General features: G+C 69.3%; 13 protein-coding genes and 1 pseudogene. 8 read left to right on the top strand and 6 right to left on the bottom strand.

Going from position 1 to position 14,845, the window contains the following annotated elements; all coding sequences use genetic code 11:
• The first annotated feature begins 218 nt into the window (after nucleotides 1-218).
• Both ABT061_RS20040 and ABT061_RS20035 read left to right on the top strand, forming a co-directional pair.
• A complete protein-coding gene (locus tag ABT061_RS20040) occupies nucleotides 219-1,229 on the top strand; it encodes an FG-GAP-like repeat-containing protein (protein WP_350919639.1) in 1,011 nt (336 codons plus the stop codon).
• Nucleotides 1,230-1,720: 491 nt separating this feature from the next.
• The gene (locus tag ABT061_RS20035; protein ID WP_350919636.1) at nucleotides 1,721-2,842 is read left to right on the top strand and encodes a glycosyltransferase family 39 protein; all 1,122 of its coding nucleotides are present in this window, start codon (nucleotides 1,721-1,723) and stop codon (nucleotides 2,840-2,842) included.
• Here ABT061_RS20035 and tnpA read toward each other — a convergent pair.
• Nucleotides 2,812-3,216 (bottom strand): annotated as a pseudogene (gene tnpA / locus ABT061_RS20030) (IS200/IS605 family transposase). The gene ABT061_RS20035 and the pseudogene tnpA overlap by 31 nt on opposite strands.
• A 52-nt stretch (nucleotides 3,217-3,268) precedes the next feature.
• Here tnpA and ABT061_RS20025 point away from each other — a divergent pair.
• Nucleotides 3,269-4,534, top strand: a complete 1,266-nt coding sequence (locus ABT061_RS20025; protein ID WP_350919633.1) for an RNA-guided endonuclease InsQ/TnpB family protein — start codon at nucleotides 3,269-3,271, stop codon at nucleotides 4,532-4,534.
• Nucleotides 4,535-4,616: 82 nt separating this feature from the next.
• Nucleotides 4,617-5,144, top strand: coding sequence for a hypothetical protein (locus ABT061_RS20020; protein ID WP_350919630.1), 528 nt, complete (start codon nucleotides 4,617-4,619; stop codon nucleotides 5,142-5,144).
• A 36-nt stretch (nucleotides 5,145-5,180) separates the two neighbouring features.
• On the opposite strand, the gene ABT061_RS20015 is transcribed toward ABT061_RS20020, so the two are convergent.
• Both ABT061_RS20015 and ABT061_RS20010 read right to left on the bottom strand, forming a co-directional pair.
• Entirely contained in the window at nucleotides 5,181-5,624 is a 444-nt protein-coding gene (locus tag ABT061_RS20015; RefSeq protein WP_350919627.1) for an NUDIX hydrolase, read from the bottom strand.
• Between the two features lie 174 nt (nucleotides 5,625-5,798).
• Nucleotides 5,799-6,026 carry a DUF397 domain-containing protein gene (locus ABT061_RS20010; protein ID WP_350919624.1) on the bottom strand — a complete coding sequence of 76 codons (228 nt, stop codon included), beginning with the start codon at nucleotides 6,024-6,026 and terminating at the stop codon, nucleotides 5,799-5,801.
• A gap of 82 nt (nucleotides 6,027-6,108) precedes the next feature.
• Here ABT061_RS20010 and ABT061_RS20005 point away from each other — a divergent pair, with 82 nt between their 5' ends.
• Nucleotides 6,109-6,387: an ATP-binding protein gene (locus tag ABT061_RS20005; RefSeq protein WP_350920057.1), complete on the top strand. Its 279-nt coding sequence runs from the start codon at nucleotides 6,109-6,111 to the stop codon at nucleotides 6,385-6,387.
• Nucleotides 6,388-6,443: 56 nt separating this feature from the next.
• On the opposite strand, the gene arfB is transcribed toward ABT061_RS20005, so the two are convergent.
• Nucleotides 6,444-6,866, bottom strand: a complete 423-nt coding sequence (gene arfB, locus ABT061_RS20000) for an alternative ribosome rescue aminoacyl-tRNA hydrolase ArfB (protein ID WP_350919621.1) — start codon at nucleotides 6,864-6,866, stop codon at nucleotides 6,444-6,446.
• A 319-nt stretch (nucleotides 6,867-7,185) separates the two neighbouring features.
• Between arfB and ABT061_RS19995 the strand changes: the two genes are divergently transcribed.
• Nucleotides 7,186-9,228 (top strand): cellulose binding domain-containing protein, encoded by a 2,043-nt coding sequence (locus ABT061_RS19995; RefSeq protein ID WP_350919618.1) that lies wholly within the window; start codon nucleotides 7,186-7,188, stop codon nucleotides 9,226-9,228.
• Nucleotides 9,229-10,019: 791 nt separating this feature from the next.
• The gene (locus ABT061_RS19990; RefSeq protein WP_350919615.1) at nucleotides 10,020-12,197 is read left to right on the top strand and encodes a sensor histidine kinase; all 2,178 of its coding nucleotides are present in this window, start codon (nucleotides 10,020-10,022) and stop codon (nucleotides 12,195-12,197) included.
• A 52-nt stretch (nucleotides 12,198-12,249) separates the two neighbouring features.
• Here the strand turns inward: ABT061_RS19990 and ABT061_RS19985 are convergent, their stop codons facing one another.
• On the bottom strand, nucleotides 12,250-12,891 hold the full coding sequence (locus ABT061_RS19985) for a TetR/AcrR family transcriptional regulator (RefSeq protein ID WP_350919612.1): 642 nt from the start codon (nucleotides 12,889-12,891) through the stop codon (nucleotides 12,250-12,252).
• A 36-nt stretch (nucleotides 12,892-12,927) separates the two neighbouring features.
• Between ABT061_RS19985 and ABT061_RS19980 the strand changes: the two genes are divergently transcribed.
• Entirely contained in the window at nucleotides 12,928-13,464 is a 537-nt protein-coding gene (locus tag ABT061_RS19980; protein WP_350919609.1) for a GNAT family N-acetyltransferase, read from the top strand.
• Nucleotides 13,465-13,717: 253 nt separating this feature from the next.
• Here the strand turns inward: ABT061_RS19980 and ABT061_RS19975 are convergent, their stop codons facing one another.
• Nucleotides 13,718-14,722, bottom strand: a complete 1,005-nt coding sequence (locus tag ABT061_RS19975) for a LacI family DNA-binding transcriptional regulator (protein ID WP_350919606.1) — start codon at nucleotides 14,720-14,722, stop codon at nucleotides 13,718-13,720.
• Between the last annotated feature and the right edge of the window lie 123 nt (nucleotides 14,723-14,845).

The raw sequence follows: 14,845 nt of genomic DNA, 5'->3' as shown, positions 1-14,845 counted from the left end.
GCGAAGATCGACCGCGCCCCGAGCGCCGTCTGACACCGCCAACCTCCGCACCGCTCCCGGTGTCCACGCCTCGTGAGGGCAAAGGCAGCCGACTAGCAGACGACGTCAACAGCGATGGCTACGCGGACCTGGTCGTCGAGTTCCGCTCTAGAAATCGGACGCATCTCACGGTCATCTATGGCTCGTCAAGAGGGCTCGATCCCTCGAAGCGGACGGTCGTGTCACCCGACAGGTTCGCCTCCTGGCTGATCGGCAGCGGGATCAGGGCCGACCTCGATGGCGACGGCTTCGGCGACCTGCTGGCCTACGGGAGTATCCCCGGCCGCGACAAGCAGCAGCGTCCGCACATCTTCTGGGGCGGCCCGCGCGGCCTCGACGCCCGGACACCGCCCACCCCGATCCAGGCGCCGGTGACGAACCGCCTGGCGAGCCATCGGACCGTTGCGGGCGACTTCAACGGCGACGGCGCGGCTGACGTGGCGATGTCCAGCCCCCACGGCGACGACGATGGCGGCGCTGACCTGGCCGTCCTCTACGGTCCGTTCAGCCGCGCGGCGGTTCCCGCCCGGCACACCATCCAGCCGTCGCCGACCGGCGAGGAGCTCTGGCGAATGACCGTGGACAGGGTCGACGGGCGACGCCCGACGGGGCTGGTCGTGTACGGGGGCGACGACGGCGAGCAGGCCGCCGGCTGGCTGCTCACGGCCGGACCCGACGGCCTGTCGAAGCAGGGCCGCAGGCTCAACGAGGGCATGGCCGCGGCGTTCGGCGACTTCGACGGCGACGGCGCCCGAGACGTCGCCGTCGGCGATGACGGCGGCCGCAACAATGAGCCCGGCTTCGAGACGGAACCACCCTCGGTCGACAAGACGCTGACCATCTATTACGGCGACGGTCGGCAGGCTGTGTTCAAGGGCATTGCGGGTCCTGCGGTCTCCGGCGACTTCGACGGGGACGGCCATGACGACCTCGCCTTCGGCGGGGTGGTCCCTTCATGGAATCTAACCTCATACATCCCAGCGCGGATCTTCTGGGGTGGGTCCGACGGTCTGCGAGCCGGCGAGAACGTCGATGGGGTGGGCCGGGCCGCGCCGCTGGCGGCGGGAGATTACGACGGCGACGGGGACGACGAGCTCGCCTTCGCCCACCGTGACGACGACCTCAAGATCGTGATAACAGACGGCAAGAGGGCGCTGGCCAGCTTCGACACTCTAAGCCTGGGCTTATAGCGCCCCCTCATCAGGTGACGAACGATCGGTGATGCGTCCTGCTCGAACACGGCGACCTCGTCACTCCCCACCGTCTCGAACCTTTGTGCAGCGCCACATCGTAGGGGGCCGAGCATCTGGCCGCTCTTAATTGCGTCGATCACGAAGAATGCCACGTCACGGTGGCTGATCATCCCGGCGAGGTAGTTCCAGGCTCCGCAGATGCTCTTGCCCGACCTCGTCTTCCCCAGGATCTTCACATGGTCGCTGATGATGTGGCCCGACCTCGTCCAGGCCCTGCCAGAGGCCGGGGCGCAGAGGCTCTGCCATGGAGGCACCCAGCCGCCCATGATCACGGGACAGGACCTAGCCCTCGGTGGCCTTCGCCGTTCCGGATGCCACGTGGGTGAACCGCCGGGTCCTCGCGAATCTTCGCGGGAAGTCCTCCGCCACGGCCCGATCCCGTCCAGTCATCGCATCATTCTGATCATCGTGTGAAATAGCACGATGTGATGGGTGTTGTGGAAAAAGTCATGGTCCGGCCACGTGGCCGGACCCGCCTGCCGGAGGTGATCCCGGCGGTGGTGGCGACGGTGATCGGCCTCTGGGGCATCGCCACCCCCTCGTTCTGGCGGGACGAGTCGGTCAGCGTGCTGGCCGCCGCGATGCCCATCGGCGACCTGTGGAACCTGCTCGACAGCATCGACCGGGTGCACGCGCTTTACTACCTCATGCTCCGGCCGATCGCCGCGATCTCGACCGGAGAGACGGCCATGCGCCTGCCCTCGGTCCTCGCCACGGCCGCCGCCGCGTACGGCATCGCGGTTCTGGGCGGGAGGCTCGCCACTCCGCGGGCGGGCCTGCTGGCCGGACTGTGCTACGCCGCGCTGCCGATGGTGAGCCGGTACGCCCAGGAGACCCGGAGCTACGCCATCGTGACGGCGGTGGCCGTGCTGGCGACCTGGGTGCTCATCGAGGCGACGCGCCGATCGAGCCGCCGGTGGTACCTGGGCTACGCGGCCTGCCTGGTGCTGCTCGGCTGGCTGCACGTCTACGCCCTGCTCCTGGTCGTCGCGCACGCGGTGACGGTGGCAGTGTGGCACCGCCGCGATGGCGTCTCGTCCACCGAGGCGTCCCGCCGAGGCATCGCGCCGGTGGTGTCGCCTCGTCGTGATTCCTCGTCGGTGACCGCGCCCCGCTCAGGGATCGCGCGGTTCGCCGGGGCGCTGACGGTGGCCGGGACCGGGATCGCCCCGCTCGCGCTTCTCGCGGTCGGTCAGCGCGAGGCCCAGCTGTCGTGGTTGCAATCGCCGGAGTTCGTCGACGTCGCCAGGTTCGGGAAGGAGATCGCGGGCAGCGCGTGGCCGGTGTTGCCCCTGGCCGCCCTCGTGATCTTCGGGGCGATCTCCGGCGGGCGGCTGACCGGGGTCGCGCTGCCCTGGGCGCTGCTGCCGTTGCTGTCCATGGCGATCTCGCAGATCCATCCGGTCTACCGAACTGTGGGCCAGTGCTCCGGTGTTCACACTGGGGGTGAAGGCCCACGCGGAAGTGCCCGCCAGGGCGCGAGCGTGCCCTGGCCTTGCGTGCCCGTGAGCAGGCCGGCTCACGCGGGTCGCCGCTGCTGTTCGATGTAGTGCTTGAGGACCGTGAGCGGTGCGCCGCCCACGCTTGCGGCGACGTAGGAGCCGGACCGGAAATGCCCGCCCTACAGGGGGCGGCGGACGTGAGCGCCGTACTCCTTGCGCGGCATCCGTGCCGAGACGTCCTTCGGTGAGTTGACGAGCCTGGAGGGGGCGACCTTCGGCGGGTAGTGGACCAGCAGATGGACGTGGACGTGGTCGTGGTCGCCGTTGAACTCGCGAGGTTCGACCTCGAAGTCGGCGCGGACCTCGCGCATCAGTTCCTCGCGGTGGACCGGCATCGGGCCGGTGAACACCCCACGCCGGTACTTCGTCACGAACACCACGTGTGCGTAGAGGTGGTGGACAACATGGCGTCTGGTGCGCATCTCGGGTTGGATTCCACGGCGGTGACGTAAACCGTAAGGATACGATCACGGCGTGGAGTTGGTGAAACGCAACCGGGCGCACAAGGCGCGGCTTGATCTCAGTGCGGCCCAGGTGGCTGTGCTGGACGCTCAGGCGCATACCGCCCGCGCGCTGTGGAACCTGCTGCATGAGTACTTCACCTTCCGCCAGGGCCGGTTCGCGACGGTGAAGGACTGCGACGCGGCGATCCGCACAGCCCGCCGCGAGATCGACTGGATGGGACAACTGCCCGCCCAGGCGGCGCAAGCGGTGCTGAAAACGTATCGGCAGGCGTGGGCGAATTTCTTCAACCCCGACCATCCCGCTAAGCGGCCCACGTTCAAGGGCCGGCTACGGACCCGGTTGGCCGTGGACGTCCCGCAGGCCCGTGATCTGCAGATCAAGCGGATCAACCGGCGCTGGGGCGCGATCAACCTGCCCAAGGTCGGGCGGGTACGGTTTCGGTGGACCAAGGACCTGCCCGGCCTCACCAGGGGCGGTCCTGCCGGGCGGATCACCGGGGCACGGCTGGTCAAGGACGCCCACGGCTGGCAGGTCGTGTTCCGCACCGAGACCCTGGCCGAACCCGCTGCCGCCCACCAGGGCCCGCGGGTCGGCATCGACCGGGGCATCACCGTCGCCTTGGCCCTGTCGGACGGCACCATGCGTGAGCACGCACCCTGGCTTCGCACCGGCGAGAGGGAACACCTGCGCCGGCTGGAGAAGAAAGCGGCTCGCCGGCGGCGCACCCGGCCTCGTGCGGAGCCAGCCTCGCGTCGGCTGGCCCGCACCTACGACCAGATCGCCCGGCTGCGCGCGAGAGCCAAGCGCCGAGCCGTCGACTGGCAGCACCAGACCACCACCGAACTCGCCGCCACCTTCGGCGTGGTCGTGGTGGAAGAGTTGAAGATTGCGAACATGGTCCGTTCGGCCAGGGGTACGGTCGAGGCCCCCGGCGTGAACGTCGCGCAGAAGGCCGGGCTGAACCGCTCGATCGCCGGGCAGGCATGGGGCCGGACGGTCACCTTGCTGGAGTACAAGACCTCCGAGCGGGGTGGTCAGGTGGTGAAGGTTCCCGCGTGGGGGACCTCGCAGACCTGTCATCGGTGCGGCCACCGCGACCCGGCGGCCCGGGACGGGATAAGGTACGCCTGCGCCAACTCCGCGTGCGGTTGGGTCGGGCATGCCGACACCAACGCCGCGATCAATATCAAGAACGCCGTCGGAACGCCGGTGTCAGGACGTGGAGACCTCGGGGTTACCCGGTCCGCGAAGCGTCAACCCCCGCGCGCCGCTTAACCGCGACGCGACGGGAGAGTCTCCGGCCCCAGGCCGGGGAGGAGTTCAAAGTCCGAGATACCTGCTCTTCGCCGTTCCCGCCATGGTGCTGCTCGTGGGGGCGGGCCTGGACGCCCTGCGGCCCCGGGCGTCGGCCTGGGCCGGACTGGTCCTCGTCGCGGCGTTGACCGTCCCGGCGCACCTGACGATCCGCGAGCCGGACACGCGCCCCGACGATCTGCGGAGCATGGCGGCCACGCTGCTGGCCGAGCAGCGCCCCGGCGACGCCGTGCTGTATGTGAAGGAGAACTGGCGCCTGTTCGCCGCCGTGTACGGGGACGCGTACCGGAACCTGCGCGATCTCACCTACGCTCCCGGCCAGACCGCGCCGAGAACCGCCGCGCAGTTCACGACCGCCCTGGACGGCGTCGAGCGGGTCTGGGTGGTCACCGGCGGCAGGAGGCGCCAGAACAGCGCCTTCGTGGAGGAGGACGAGCGCTATCTCGCCCTCATGGGCAACCGTGATTTCGTGCTGAGATCCACCGATGATTTTGGGTATTCGTGGATCGGCCTCTATGTCCGCAGGCCGGCCTGCTGCGGTGCCACCGCCTCGCCCGGCGCGAGCCGGTAAGGCGTTCCTCCGCGGTGACCTCGGCGGGCAGGAAGGTCAGGAGATCAGGCCGGGCAGCAGGGTGACGGTGCCCGCGAGGTAGGTGCCGAGCTCCGGGGGGACGAGGTTGATGGCGGAGATCTCGGCCGGATCGAGCGGGAGCCGCACCACCTCGTAGTGGCCACGGGCGGGATCGTCGAACTCCGGGCCGCAGCGCAGGGCGAGATCCATCGAGACCAGGCGGCAGCCGTAGACGTGCTGGGTCTTGATCCCCTCGTCGCGCACGCATTCCAGGGTGGTCAGCGGGGTGACGCCGGAGACCACGGCGCCCAGCTCCTCCATGACCTCGCGGTGCAGGGTGTGCTCCAGCGAGGCGTCCTCGGGCTCGACATGGCCGCCGGGGACGGACCAGTAGAGCTCCTTACCGGGGACCGTACGCCGGAATACCACCAGCCGGTCGTCGTCGAGGAGGACGGCGCGAACACTCGGCACGTCAGACATGGGCCCATTGTGTCACCGACCCGGTGACGCGATCCGCATCCGGGCCCCGGGGAGGCGGGATTTCCGTACGGCATGGGCGGCCGTTCACCTTTGGGAGAGAGGTTTCGGCGTCCTGAGCCTTTGATTCGTCCCATGTCTCGCCGAAGCCCGGCAGAGAGGGTGCCGCCATGACGGTCAGCCCAGATCGGCGAGTTCCCCGCCCTTGATCATCCCGAGGAAGAAATCCCACTCGGACGGGGTGAAGGACAGCACCGGACCTTCGGGGTCCTTGGAGTCACGGACCAGGACGAGCCGGTCGGCGTCCGGGGCGGTCTCGGCTCCGGCCTGGGGGGTGTCGGATGAATGCCGCCTCCGCTTCGAGCTGGATGTAAGTGGCGTAGTCGCTCGGTAGCGAGCTTGCATAGGCGTCCCACCACCCCTTCATGCGCGCTGTTCGCGCCAGCGCGTGCAGGGCAGGCCGCGTGCCCTCGTCGAGTTCATATAGATCGAGCAGGCGAGTGAGGTCCGGGGATGTGACCCCGACTCCGGCCGTACCCCCGGCGGCCGGGTCGCCGTCGCCGTCGCCCGCCACAATGGAACGCTCCATATCGATGTCATCGACGCCGGATCAACCACCGGACAGCGGCCTCAGGTCTACCTGGACACCGACCCCGACAGCGGCGGCGGACGCGGTCTCTGGCTCGTCCAGCAACTCTCCTCGGCCTGGGGCTGGTACGAGACCCCCGCCGGGCGGGTTGTCTGGTTCCAACTGGCCTGCCGGTGACCCCATGATCCTCTGGGACCACTCAGCAGGCATCCAGACCTGTTCTCGCGGTCTGTCTAGTGGTGGTCCCTGCGCAGGCGTTTGAGGTCGGAGCGTTGTTTCTTGGCGGTGATCCGCCGTTCGATCGCGCCCCTGCTCGGTTTGGTCGGGCGGCGCTTCTTGGGGGGCGGGGCGATCGCCTCGCGGAGCAGCTGGGCCAGGCGCATCTCGGCGGCCTCGCGGTTGCGCAGCTGGGAGCGGAACTCCGAGGCGGCGATGGTGATCACGCCGTTCACCAGGCGGGAGGCGAGGCGTTCGAGGGCACGGGCCTTGAGGACCTCTCCGAACGCACCGGTGGCGGCCAGGTCGAAGCTGAGCTCGACCCGGCTGTCGGTGGTGTTGACCCCCTGGCCGCCGGGGCCCGAGGAACGGGAGAAGCGCCAGCTGAGCTCGGCCTCGGGGACCGAGACCGAACCGCTGACCTGGAGCGGACCGGGCATGGCGGTGACTTCCTTCTCACGGGGGGTGTGTTCTCAGGGTACCGAGGAGTGACAAGCATGGATCAACTGGTTTTATGCCCCGTTTCTCGATGTGCGATGAGCTTTGAAGCGGTGCACGGTTGATCTTCCGTCTCTTGACGCTGCTCCCGGATCGGAGAAACCGCAGGCCGCACGGGGTCGGCGATCACCATGACAGCCGTACCGGCTGAAACTTTCACCGGCGGTTGACGCGCGTGGCGCCAGCCCACAAGATCATGGTGCCTCCCTGGTCAGGAGGGGGCGTCGACTGGATTCCGCTACCTATGACTGAGGTGTGCCGATGCCCAAAGTCCCGTTACGGGTCGCGTCCGCCGTCCTGCTGACGCTGGCCGCACTGAACGTTCCCACCGCGTACGCCGCCGACGACGTCACCCCGGTCACGGTGACCGTCAACGCACGTGCCGCACTCGCCACCGTCCCCGAAACCGGTATCGGCGCCAACCATGCGATCTGGGACAGCCAGTTGGGCACCGACGAGACCGCGGACCGGCTCAAGGACGCGGGCGTGAAGCTGCTGCGCTATCCCGGCGGCTCCTACTCCGACATCTACCACTGGGCCGACCACACCGCTCCCGGCGGCTACGTGGCTCCCAACACCGACTTCGACACCTTCATGCGCGGTGTGCGGCGCACCGGGGCGCAGGCGATGGTGACCGCCAACTACGGCACCGGCACCGCCGCCGAGGCCGCCGCCTGGGTCCGCTACGCCAACGTCACCAAGTCCTACGGCGTCAAGTACTGGGAGATCGGCAACGAGAACTACGGCAACGGTCACTACGGCGACCCCTGGGAGGCCGACGACCACGCCGACAAGAGCCCGGCCGAGTACGCCCGCCACGTCGTCGCGTACGCCGATGCGATGAAGGCGGTCGACCCGGACATCAAGATCGGCGCGGTCCTGACCACGCCCGCCAACTGGCCGGACGGGCTGGTCGCCGGCGGCGACGAGGGAACCTGGAACAAGGTGGTCCTGTCGATCGCCGGACCGAAGATCGACTTTGTGATCCTGCACTGGTACCCCGGCGCCTTCGACAGGGCCGGCCAGGTCCCCGACATGATCCATCTCACCCGCCGGCAGATCACCGAGTACGCGGGGCCCGGGTCGGAGCGGATCGGCATCTCGATGACCGAGTTCAACACCGGGACCAGCAGCAACGGCACGAACACCCAGCCCGGTGCGCTCGCCGCCGCCGACGCCTACGCGACGCTCCTCGCAGGCGGCGTGTTCACCGTCGACTGGTGGAACACCCACAACGGCATCGGCAAGGTCACCCAGGTCGAGGGACAGACCGACTACGGCGATTTCGGCCTGCTGTCGAGCGGGACGTGTACCTCCGACGGCAGCGTGTGCGAGCCGGCGGTGAACACGCCGTTCGCGCCGTACTACGCGCTGCGGATGGTGAGCGCGTTCGCCCGGGCCGGCGATCGGTTCGTCGGGGCCGCCAGCGACCAGGCGAAGGTCAGCGCGCACGCCGTCCGCCGCCCCAACGGCGATCTGGCGGTCCTGTTGATCAATACCTCGTCCGACACGTCGCTCCCCGTCACGATCGACTATTCCGGCTTCAGCCCGGCCTCCGGGGCGCCGGCCGTGCTGACCCACACCAACGGCGCCACCGACCTCGTCGGCTCGACCTCGGGGAGCGCGACCAGCCGGACGCTGCCGCCGCTGTCGCTGACCACGATCGTGGTGCGTCCCGCCTCGGCCCAGACCGGGCTGCCGGGCGCGCCGGGGCAGCCGACGGTCTCGAACGTGACGGACAAGACCGCCACGATCTCCTGGCCGGCCGCCTCCGCCGGGACGCGTCCGATCGTGAAGTACGAGGTCCACCGCCACAACGGAGCGGTCGGCGAGCAGCTCGGTGAGACCGCCGGCAACTCCTTCACCGTCGGCAACCTCAAGCCGGGCACGCGCTACACGGTCAACGTGATCGCGCGGGACAGCGGCGGCGGTGTCTCGCCGGCGTCCTCGCCCCTCACGTTCACGACCGGCACGCCCGCCTCCAGTTCCTGCGCGGTCCGGCTGAGTGACCAGTCCGACTGGGGCAACGGCTATGTCGGCGCCATCGACATCACCAACAACGGCGCGCCGATCAACGGCTGGACCCTGAACTTCAGCTGGCCCAGGACGTGGCAGAGCCTGGGCAGCGGCTGGAGCGCCGTCTGGACGCAGAACGGCTCGAACGTCAAGGTCGTCAACGAGCCCGGCAACGGCTCGCTGCCCACCGGCGCGTCGACCACGATCGGCTTCGTCGGCAACTACAGCGGCCCGAACATCCTCCCCGCCGTCTTCACCCTCAACGGAACCGTCTGCACGACGCGGTAACACCGTCAGGGGCCGTCCCGCGGACGGCCCCTGACACGCTCACGGCGTGGCGAGAACGGATCAGAACGGCTCGGCCGGGAGCACGGGGGAGTGACCGGCCGAGCCGTCCCGGCCAGGAGCGGTGTCGCGCCTGCTCCTCCCTTGGTGACGTGGCACCGTGGCCGAAAACCTCGCCCGTGCAGCTCAGGCGGCATGTGAGTATTCCTGGAGGACCCTGCCGAGCCGCATGGGTGTCCTCGTCCAGGTGACCGGCCGCGCGCTCGCTGGAGCCGGGTGCGAAAGTCGGCGAGCGCCTCCGCGAGGTCGGCCGTCGGGGGGGGGCGGCTCACTTCACTGCTCATTCTGTGTCGACGACCGGGTGAGCCGGACCATCGATGGATGTAGAACCTTGCGCGGGCCGGCCTTGAACAGTCGGGCTGGTCGCGGACTTCCGCGCAGAACCGGCCGCGACGATGAATCCATCGGTCTCCTGGACCTTGCGATAGAAGTTCCTGGGATCATGCCGGATCCCCCGTACCGCCTCGTACACCTCCTAAAGGTCGGTGATCGTGAAGGTCGGCCCGCAGAACGCCGTCGCGAGTGCGGAATGCTCGAGCTTGACGCGGGCCCGCTCCACCGCGCGGGTGAGGTGGCGCGGTGGGAGGCGATGCCTGAGAGAGTGGACCGGCGGGGAAGGGGGCCTACCCTCCCAATGATCGTTTGAGATCTCACCCGCGGCTCGTGGTGATCGCCTACGAGTCCGGCCTGGTCGATCCGCCGGCTACGGGCGCTGAGGTTTCCAGGGGGAGGAGATGCCGGCAGTGAAGGCAGGCGGGGACGCCGGTGCGAGCCGGGCGTTGGCGGCCGCGAAGCGGGTGCCGGCGCGGGCAGGCGACACGGCGTCCGCGAACGGGAACGTGGCTGCGAACGCGTTCCCAGGCGAGGGCGGTGAGCCGGGCGCGGGCCACATGGATGCCCGGTGGGTGGCGTGGGCGCGGGGGGTATCCGCCGTGCTGGCCGTGCTGTCGGTGTCGCTGACCGTGGCCGGCACCGCGATCCAGTTATCGGTGCCGAAGGAGTGGGAGCCGTGGCCGCCCACGGCGCCTGACCACGGCGCGGGCCTGACGTTCCCGCTGATCGGCGCGTTCCTGATCGCGTACCGTCCCCGCCTGAAGCTGGCCTGGCTGATGTGTGTCGGCGGCCTCGCCTGCGCGGTCAATGTGATGATGACCGGGCTGCAGTTCATGCAGGCGTCGGCCGGCGATCTGGAGAGCGCGGGGTGGCTGCGCATCCTGGCCGTCGCGGGCTGGACGGTCGGGGGTTGCACGCTGGGGATCCTCATGCCGCTGCTCTCACCGGACGACCGCCTGCCCTCCCGCCGCTGGCTGCCGGTGGCGATCGCCGGTGTGGCTGCGACCGTCATCGACGGCGTGCGCAACATCGTGCGGCCGACGCCGCCCGCGAGCACGTACCGCTGGCCGGAGGTCATTCCGAATCCGCTGGCGATCGAGGCCCTGGCTCCCTACCACACGGTGTTGGTGCGCTCACTGGCTCTGCTGATCAACGCCTGTGTGGTGCTTGCTGTGCTCTCTCTGCTGGTACGGCTGCGGCACGCGGCCTCGACGGCGCGCAGGCAGATCGCCTGGCCGCTGATCGCGTTCGTCGTCTATACGCTGCTCCTGCTGCTCGGCGAGGACTACTGGCTGCCGGTGACGATCTGGACCGGGCTGATTCCGGTGGCGATCGCGTTCGCGGTGCTGCGATACCGCCTGTATGGCATCGACACCGTCATCAGCCGGACCGTCATCGCGGCCGGCCTGATCGTTGCGGTCGGTGCGGTGCACTTCGGCACCGGCGCCCTGGCCGCGCTGCTGGTGTCGGGCTACGACCAGGTGGCGGGACTGACCGCCGCGCTGGTGGCAGGCGCGTTCTTCCAGCCGCTGCGCACGCGCCTGCGCCGCCTCACTGACGTGATGCTGTACGGCAAGCACGGCCGGCCCGAAGAACTGGCCAGGAGGCTGGCGCGCGAGGTCGCCGAGACCGAGCCGGTAAACGCGCTGGCCGCCGTCACGGCGGTGGTGCACGACGGCCTCGGCGTTACCGGCGTCGCAGTCGAGGTCGGTACGGCGGGCATGCGGGTGGAGCTGGGCGTGGCCGGGCCGGACCCGCGCGTCGTGCCGCTGGTGTGGCATGGCGAGCCGGTCGGCCGGATGCTGCTCGGGCCGCCCGGACCGCGCCGCTTCTCCGCCGCCTACACCGAGCGGCTGATCGGGGTGGCGACCCTTTACGTCGCGGACGTCGCGCACGCCGTGCTGATGGTGGCCGACCTGCAGCGTTCCCGGGAGCGCATCCTGAGCGCACGCGAGGAGGAGCGGCGCAGGCTCCGCCGTGACCTGCATGACGGCCTCGGCCAGGCGCTCACCAACATGTCGATGTCACTGAACATGGCCCGGCTGCGCCTGCGCGAGGTGCCATCCTCGGCCGACCGGATGCTGCGGGACTTGCGCAGCAGTATGGAGGCGGTCAGCCAGGAGGTTCACGAGTTGGTCTACGGCCTGCGCCCGCCCAGCCTGGACGACCTGGGCCTGCTCGGAGCGGTGCGCGCGCTCGCCGCGGAGCCGGGGCCGCCCGTCCAGGTCGAGGTGGAGGGTGAGACCCGCGACCTGCCGGCGGCGGTGGAGGTGGCGGCGTACCGGATCGCGCAGGAGGCGCTGACCAACGTGCGCAAGCACGCCGACGCCACCTGGGCCACCGTCACGCTGGCCCGCTCGGAGCACGCGCTGGTCGTGCGGGTGTGCGACGACGGCAAGGGGCTGCCCGGGGACCGGCGTTCCGGCGTCGGCTTCGCCTCGATGCGCGAGCGCGCCGCCGAGCTGAGCGGCACCTGTCTGATCACCCAGGCCCTCGCGACCAGCACCGACGCCGGGCCGGGGACGCAGGTGGAGGCCATGCTCCCGCTTCCCGGATGCTCCGCTGCCAGGCTCCGGTGAGGGAGGACCGGGCCGGGAACCTTGTGCCTGCCGGTAATGTCATCCGCGCAGGTCACTGGCCCGCTTTCCGCTCCTGGCCTTTGCCCGCACCGGTCAGGAGAGGGTGAAGTGCTGCGAGGCCGGTGGTGAGGATGGCTTCGGTGTCCACATCGTGGTGGGTGTGGAGGCGGGCATAGACCGGTGCGATGCCGGGGTCGATGGGTGCGGCTCGTTCGCTGTCTGCCGTGGGGGTGGTGGAAGCGCTGCCGATGACGTAGTTCGACAACGCATAGGCGACGCCGAGCGGATCAGGCGCTCCTGCTTCTTCGAGCAGAAGACACATGCGTTCGGATAGTCGAAGGTAGTTGGGCCCGCGCGGCGCTCTCATTGCGATGACCTGGCAGGCCCAACGGTGGCGCAACAGATGCCGGTAGTAGGTGACCATTAGGTCCCGCAGCCCCGCATCAACGACCGCGCCAGTGATGTCCTGATCACAGCCGAGGGCGTGGTCGAGCGCAAGGTCGAAGAGATCGTCGACCGACTCCACTCGTGAGTACAGACTTGCCGGGGCGACCCCGATACGTGCTGCGACCGCACGCACGGTGAGGGCGCGTAACCCGCCTTCATCGAGCAGGTCGGCGGCTGCTTGCGCGATGGCACCCACATCGACGGCACGGGCCCGACGGATGGGTTTGCGGTGCGACCAGTAGCTCATTCCACCAGCCTATTCGAACTATGTTAGTTTAGTAACATGCTTGACGCGTCCCTGCTCCCGCTCCACAACGACCGCGTGCGTCTACGCCCACTACGACCGGATGATGCCGTCGCGTTTGCCGAGGGAACCACGGATACCGATGTGCGGGCCTTCGGACACCTACCCGAGCCTGACTACACCGCCGCCTCGGTCCGGGCGATGATCGACGAACAGGCCCGGCCCGGGTTGGACCGCGGCGACTTGGCCGTCCTTGCCATCGCCGAGGTAGTCAGTGATGAGTTCGCCGGCAGTCTGGTGCTATTCGGTGTCACCGCGGACTCCGTCGAGGTCGGGTTCTGGCTCCATCCCCAGTGTCGCGGCTCTGGCTTTGCTGCTGCGGCATTGGAACTGGCCGCCCAGTTCGTCTCCCGCAGCGGTCTCGCCCGTCTCACCGCTCGCACCGCGGTCGAGAACACCTCGTCCCAACGGGTCCTGACCCGAGCCGGATTCACCCAAATCGGCAGCGCGGTGGACACCGCGCCCTCAGGACACGAGCTCGAGCTGTTGTTTTACACGCGGTCCGTCCGCCCTTGATCTGCTTCTGAGGACGACGCGGCTGTGGTTGCTCCTACACGCTCCCGCTGACGCAACCCAATTCCACTTGACGCCCTTGGCATAGGCGAAGTCCAGGACATCGCCGTTGCCGATGAACGCCCGCGCCTTCAGCGCGTCGTTGCCGTCGCCATCGAAGATCTCCTGGGCGACGTACGGGTGCTTGTTCTCCGCGTTCGGGGAGGGAGCCAACGCGGCAGTCACCCGGTGCCGAGTCGTCCCTGATCACCGGATCTCAGGTGGAGTCGCGCTCGACCAGGGCATGGGTCCACAGGGCGAGGCGGGGCCGCCTGGTCGTGCCCTCCTTGACGAGCTGGTCCAGGGTCTGGGCGAGCACGGCCGGGGCGTTGGTGACGTCGAGGCGGACGGTGGTCAGCCGGGGCCGCAGCAGCTTCGCCAACGGCAGGTCGTCGCAGCCCACGACCGCCACGTTGCCGGGAACGGAGAGCCCGTTGTCGGCGAGCACCGCCATCAGCAGCATGGCGTACTCGTCGTTGTAGGCGAACACGCCGCTGATGCCCGCGGTCCGCCACACATCCAGCCGCGCGGCGGTCGCGGTCTCGGAGAAGGCCAGATCCACCCGGGTGTACGGCACACCGCGGGCGGCGGCCACCCGCTGCACGCCGGCCGCCCGGAGCAGGCCCATGTCGCGCAGACCGTCCTCGGCCGGGACGATCGCGGTGAGGGTGCGACTGCCGCGTGCGAGGAGGTGTTCGGCGGCCATGGCCCCGATCCCCTCATGGTCCATGGTCACGGTGGAGACGATCTCGGAGGACCAGCCCACGGCGCCGATGCCGATCACCGCTCTGATCCCCGCCGAGTGCAGTACGTCCACGGCCTGCCGGGTCAGCCGCCCGGCCGGGGCGAGGACCGCGACCGGGCGTAGCCCGGCCCAGGCGCGGGCGGCGGCCACGCCTTTCAGGCGGCGCGCGCCGTACTGGATCATGGTGTATCCGAGCTGGCTGAGCTCGCGGTCCAACTCCTCCATCAGGCCGACGGCGAGCGGGCCGTACGGGACGTCGGCCAGCGGCACCAGCACCAGTCCGCTGTGCCCGGTCCGCAGCGTCCGGGCTCCGGCGTGCGGCACGTACCCGAGCCGGTCGGCGGCCTCTTGGACGCGCGCCCGCGTCTCGTCGCTGATACGCGCGCCCTCGCGGTTGTTGAGGACGTACGACACCGTCGCCTGAGAGACCCCTGCCTCACGGGCGACGTCGAGACTGGTGGGTGGCTTGGCGGACATCGAGTCCATTCTGGATCATCGCGAGTTCGTTAAGACCGAAGCCGCGCCCTTGTCGCCTTGCGGAGGCGATGCTATCAACTGCTTATACGTATAAGTGATCCCGCCGGCGGCGGGGTGACCTGC

Source organism: Streptosporangium sp. NPDC002544 (assembly GCF_040295965.1).
Lineage (GTDB): Bacteria > Actinomycetota > Actinomycetes > Streptosporangiales > Streptosporangiaceae > Streptosporangium.
The sequence above is the reverse complement of the archived record's forward strand: the minus strand, read 5'-3'. Positions and strand labels throughout refer to the sequence as shown.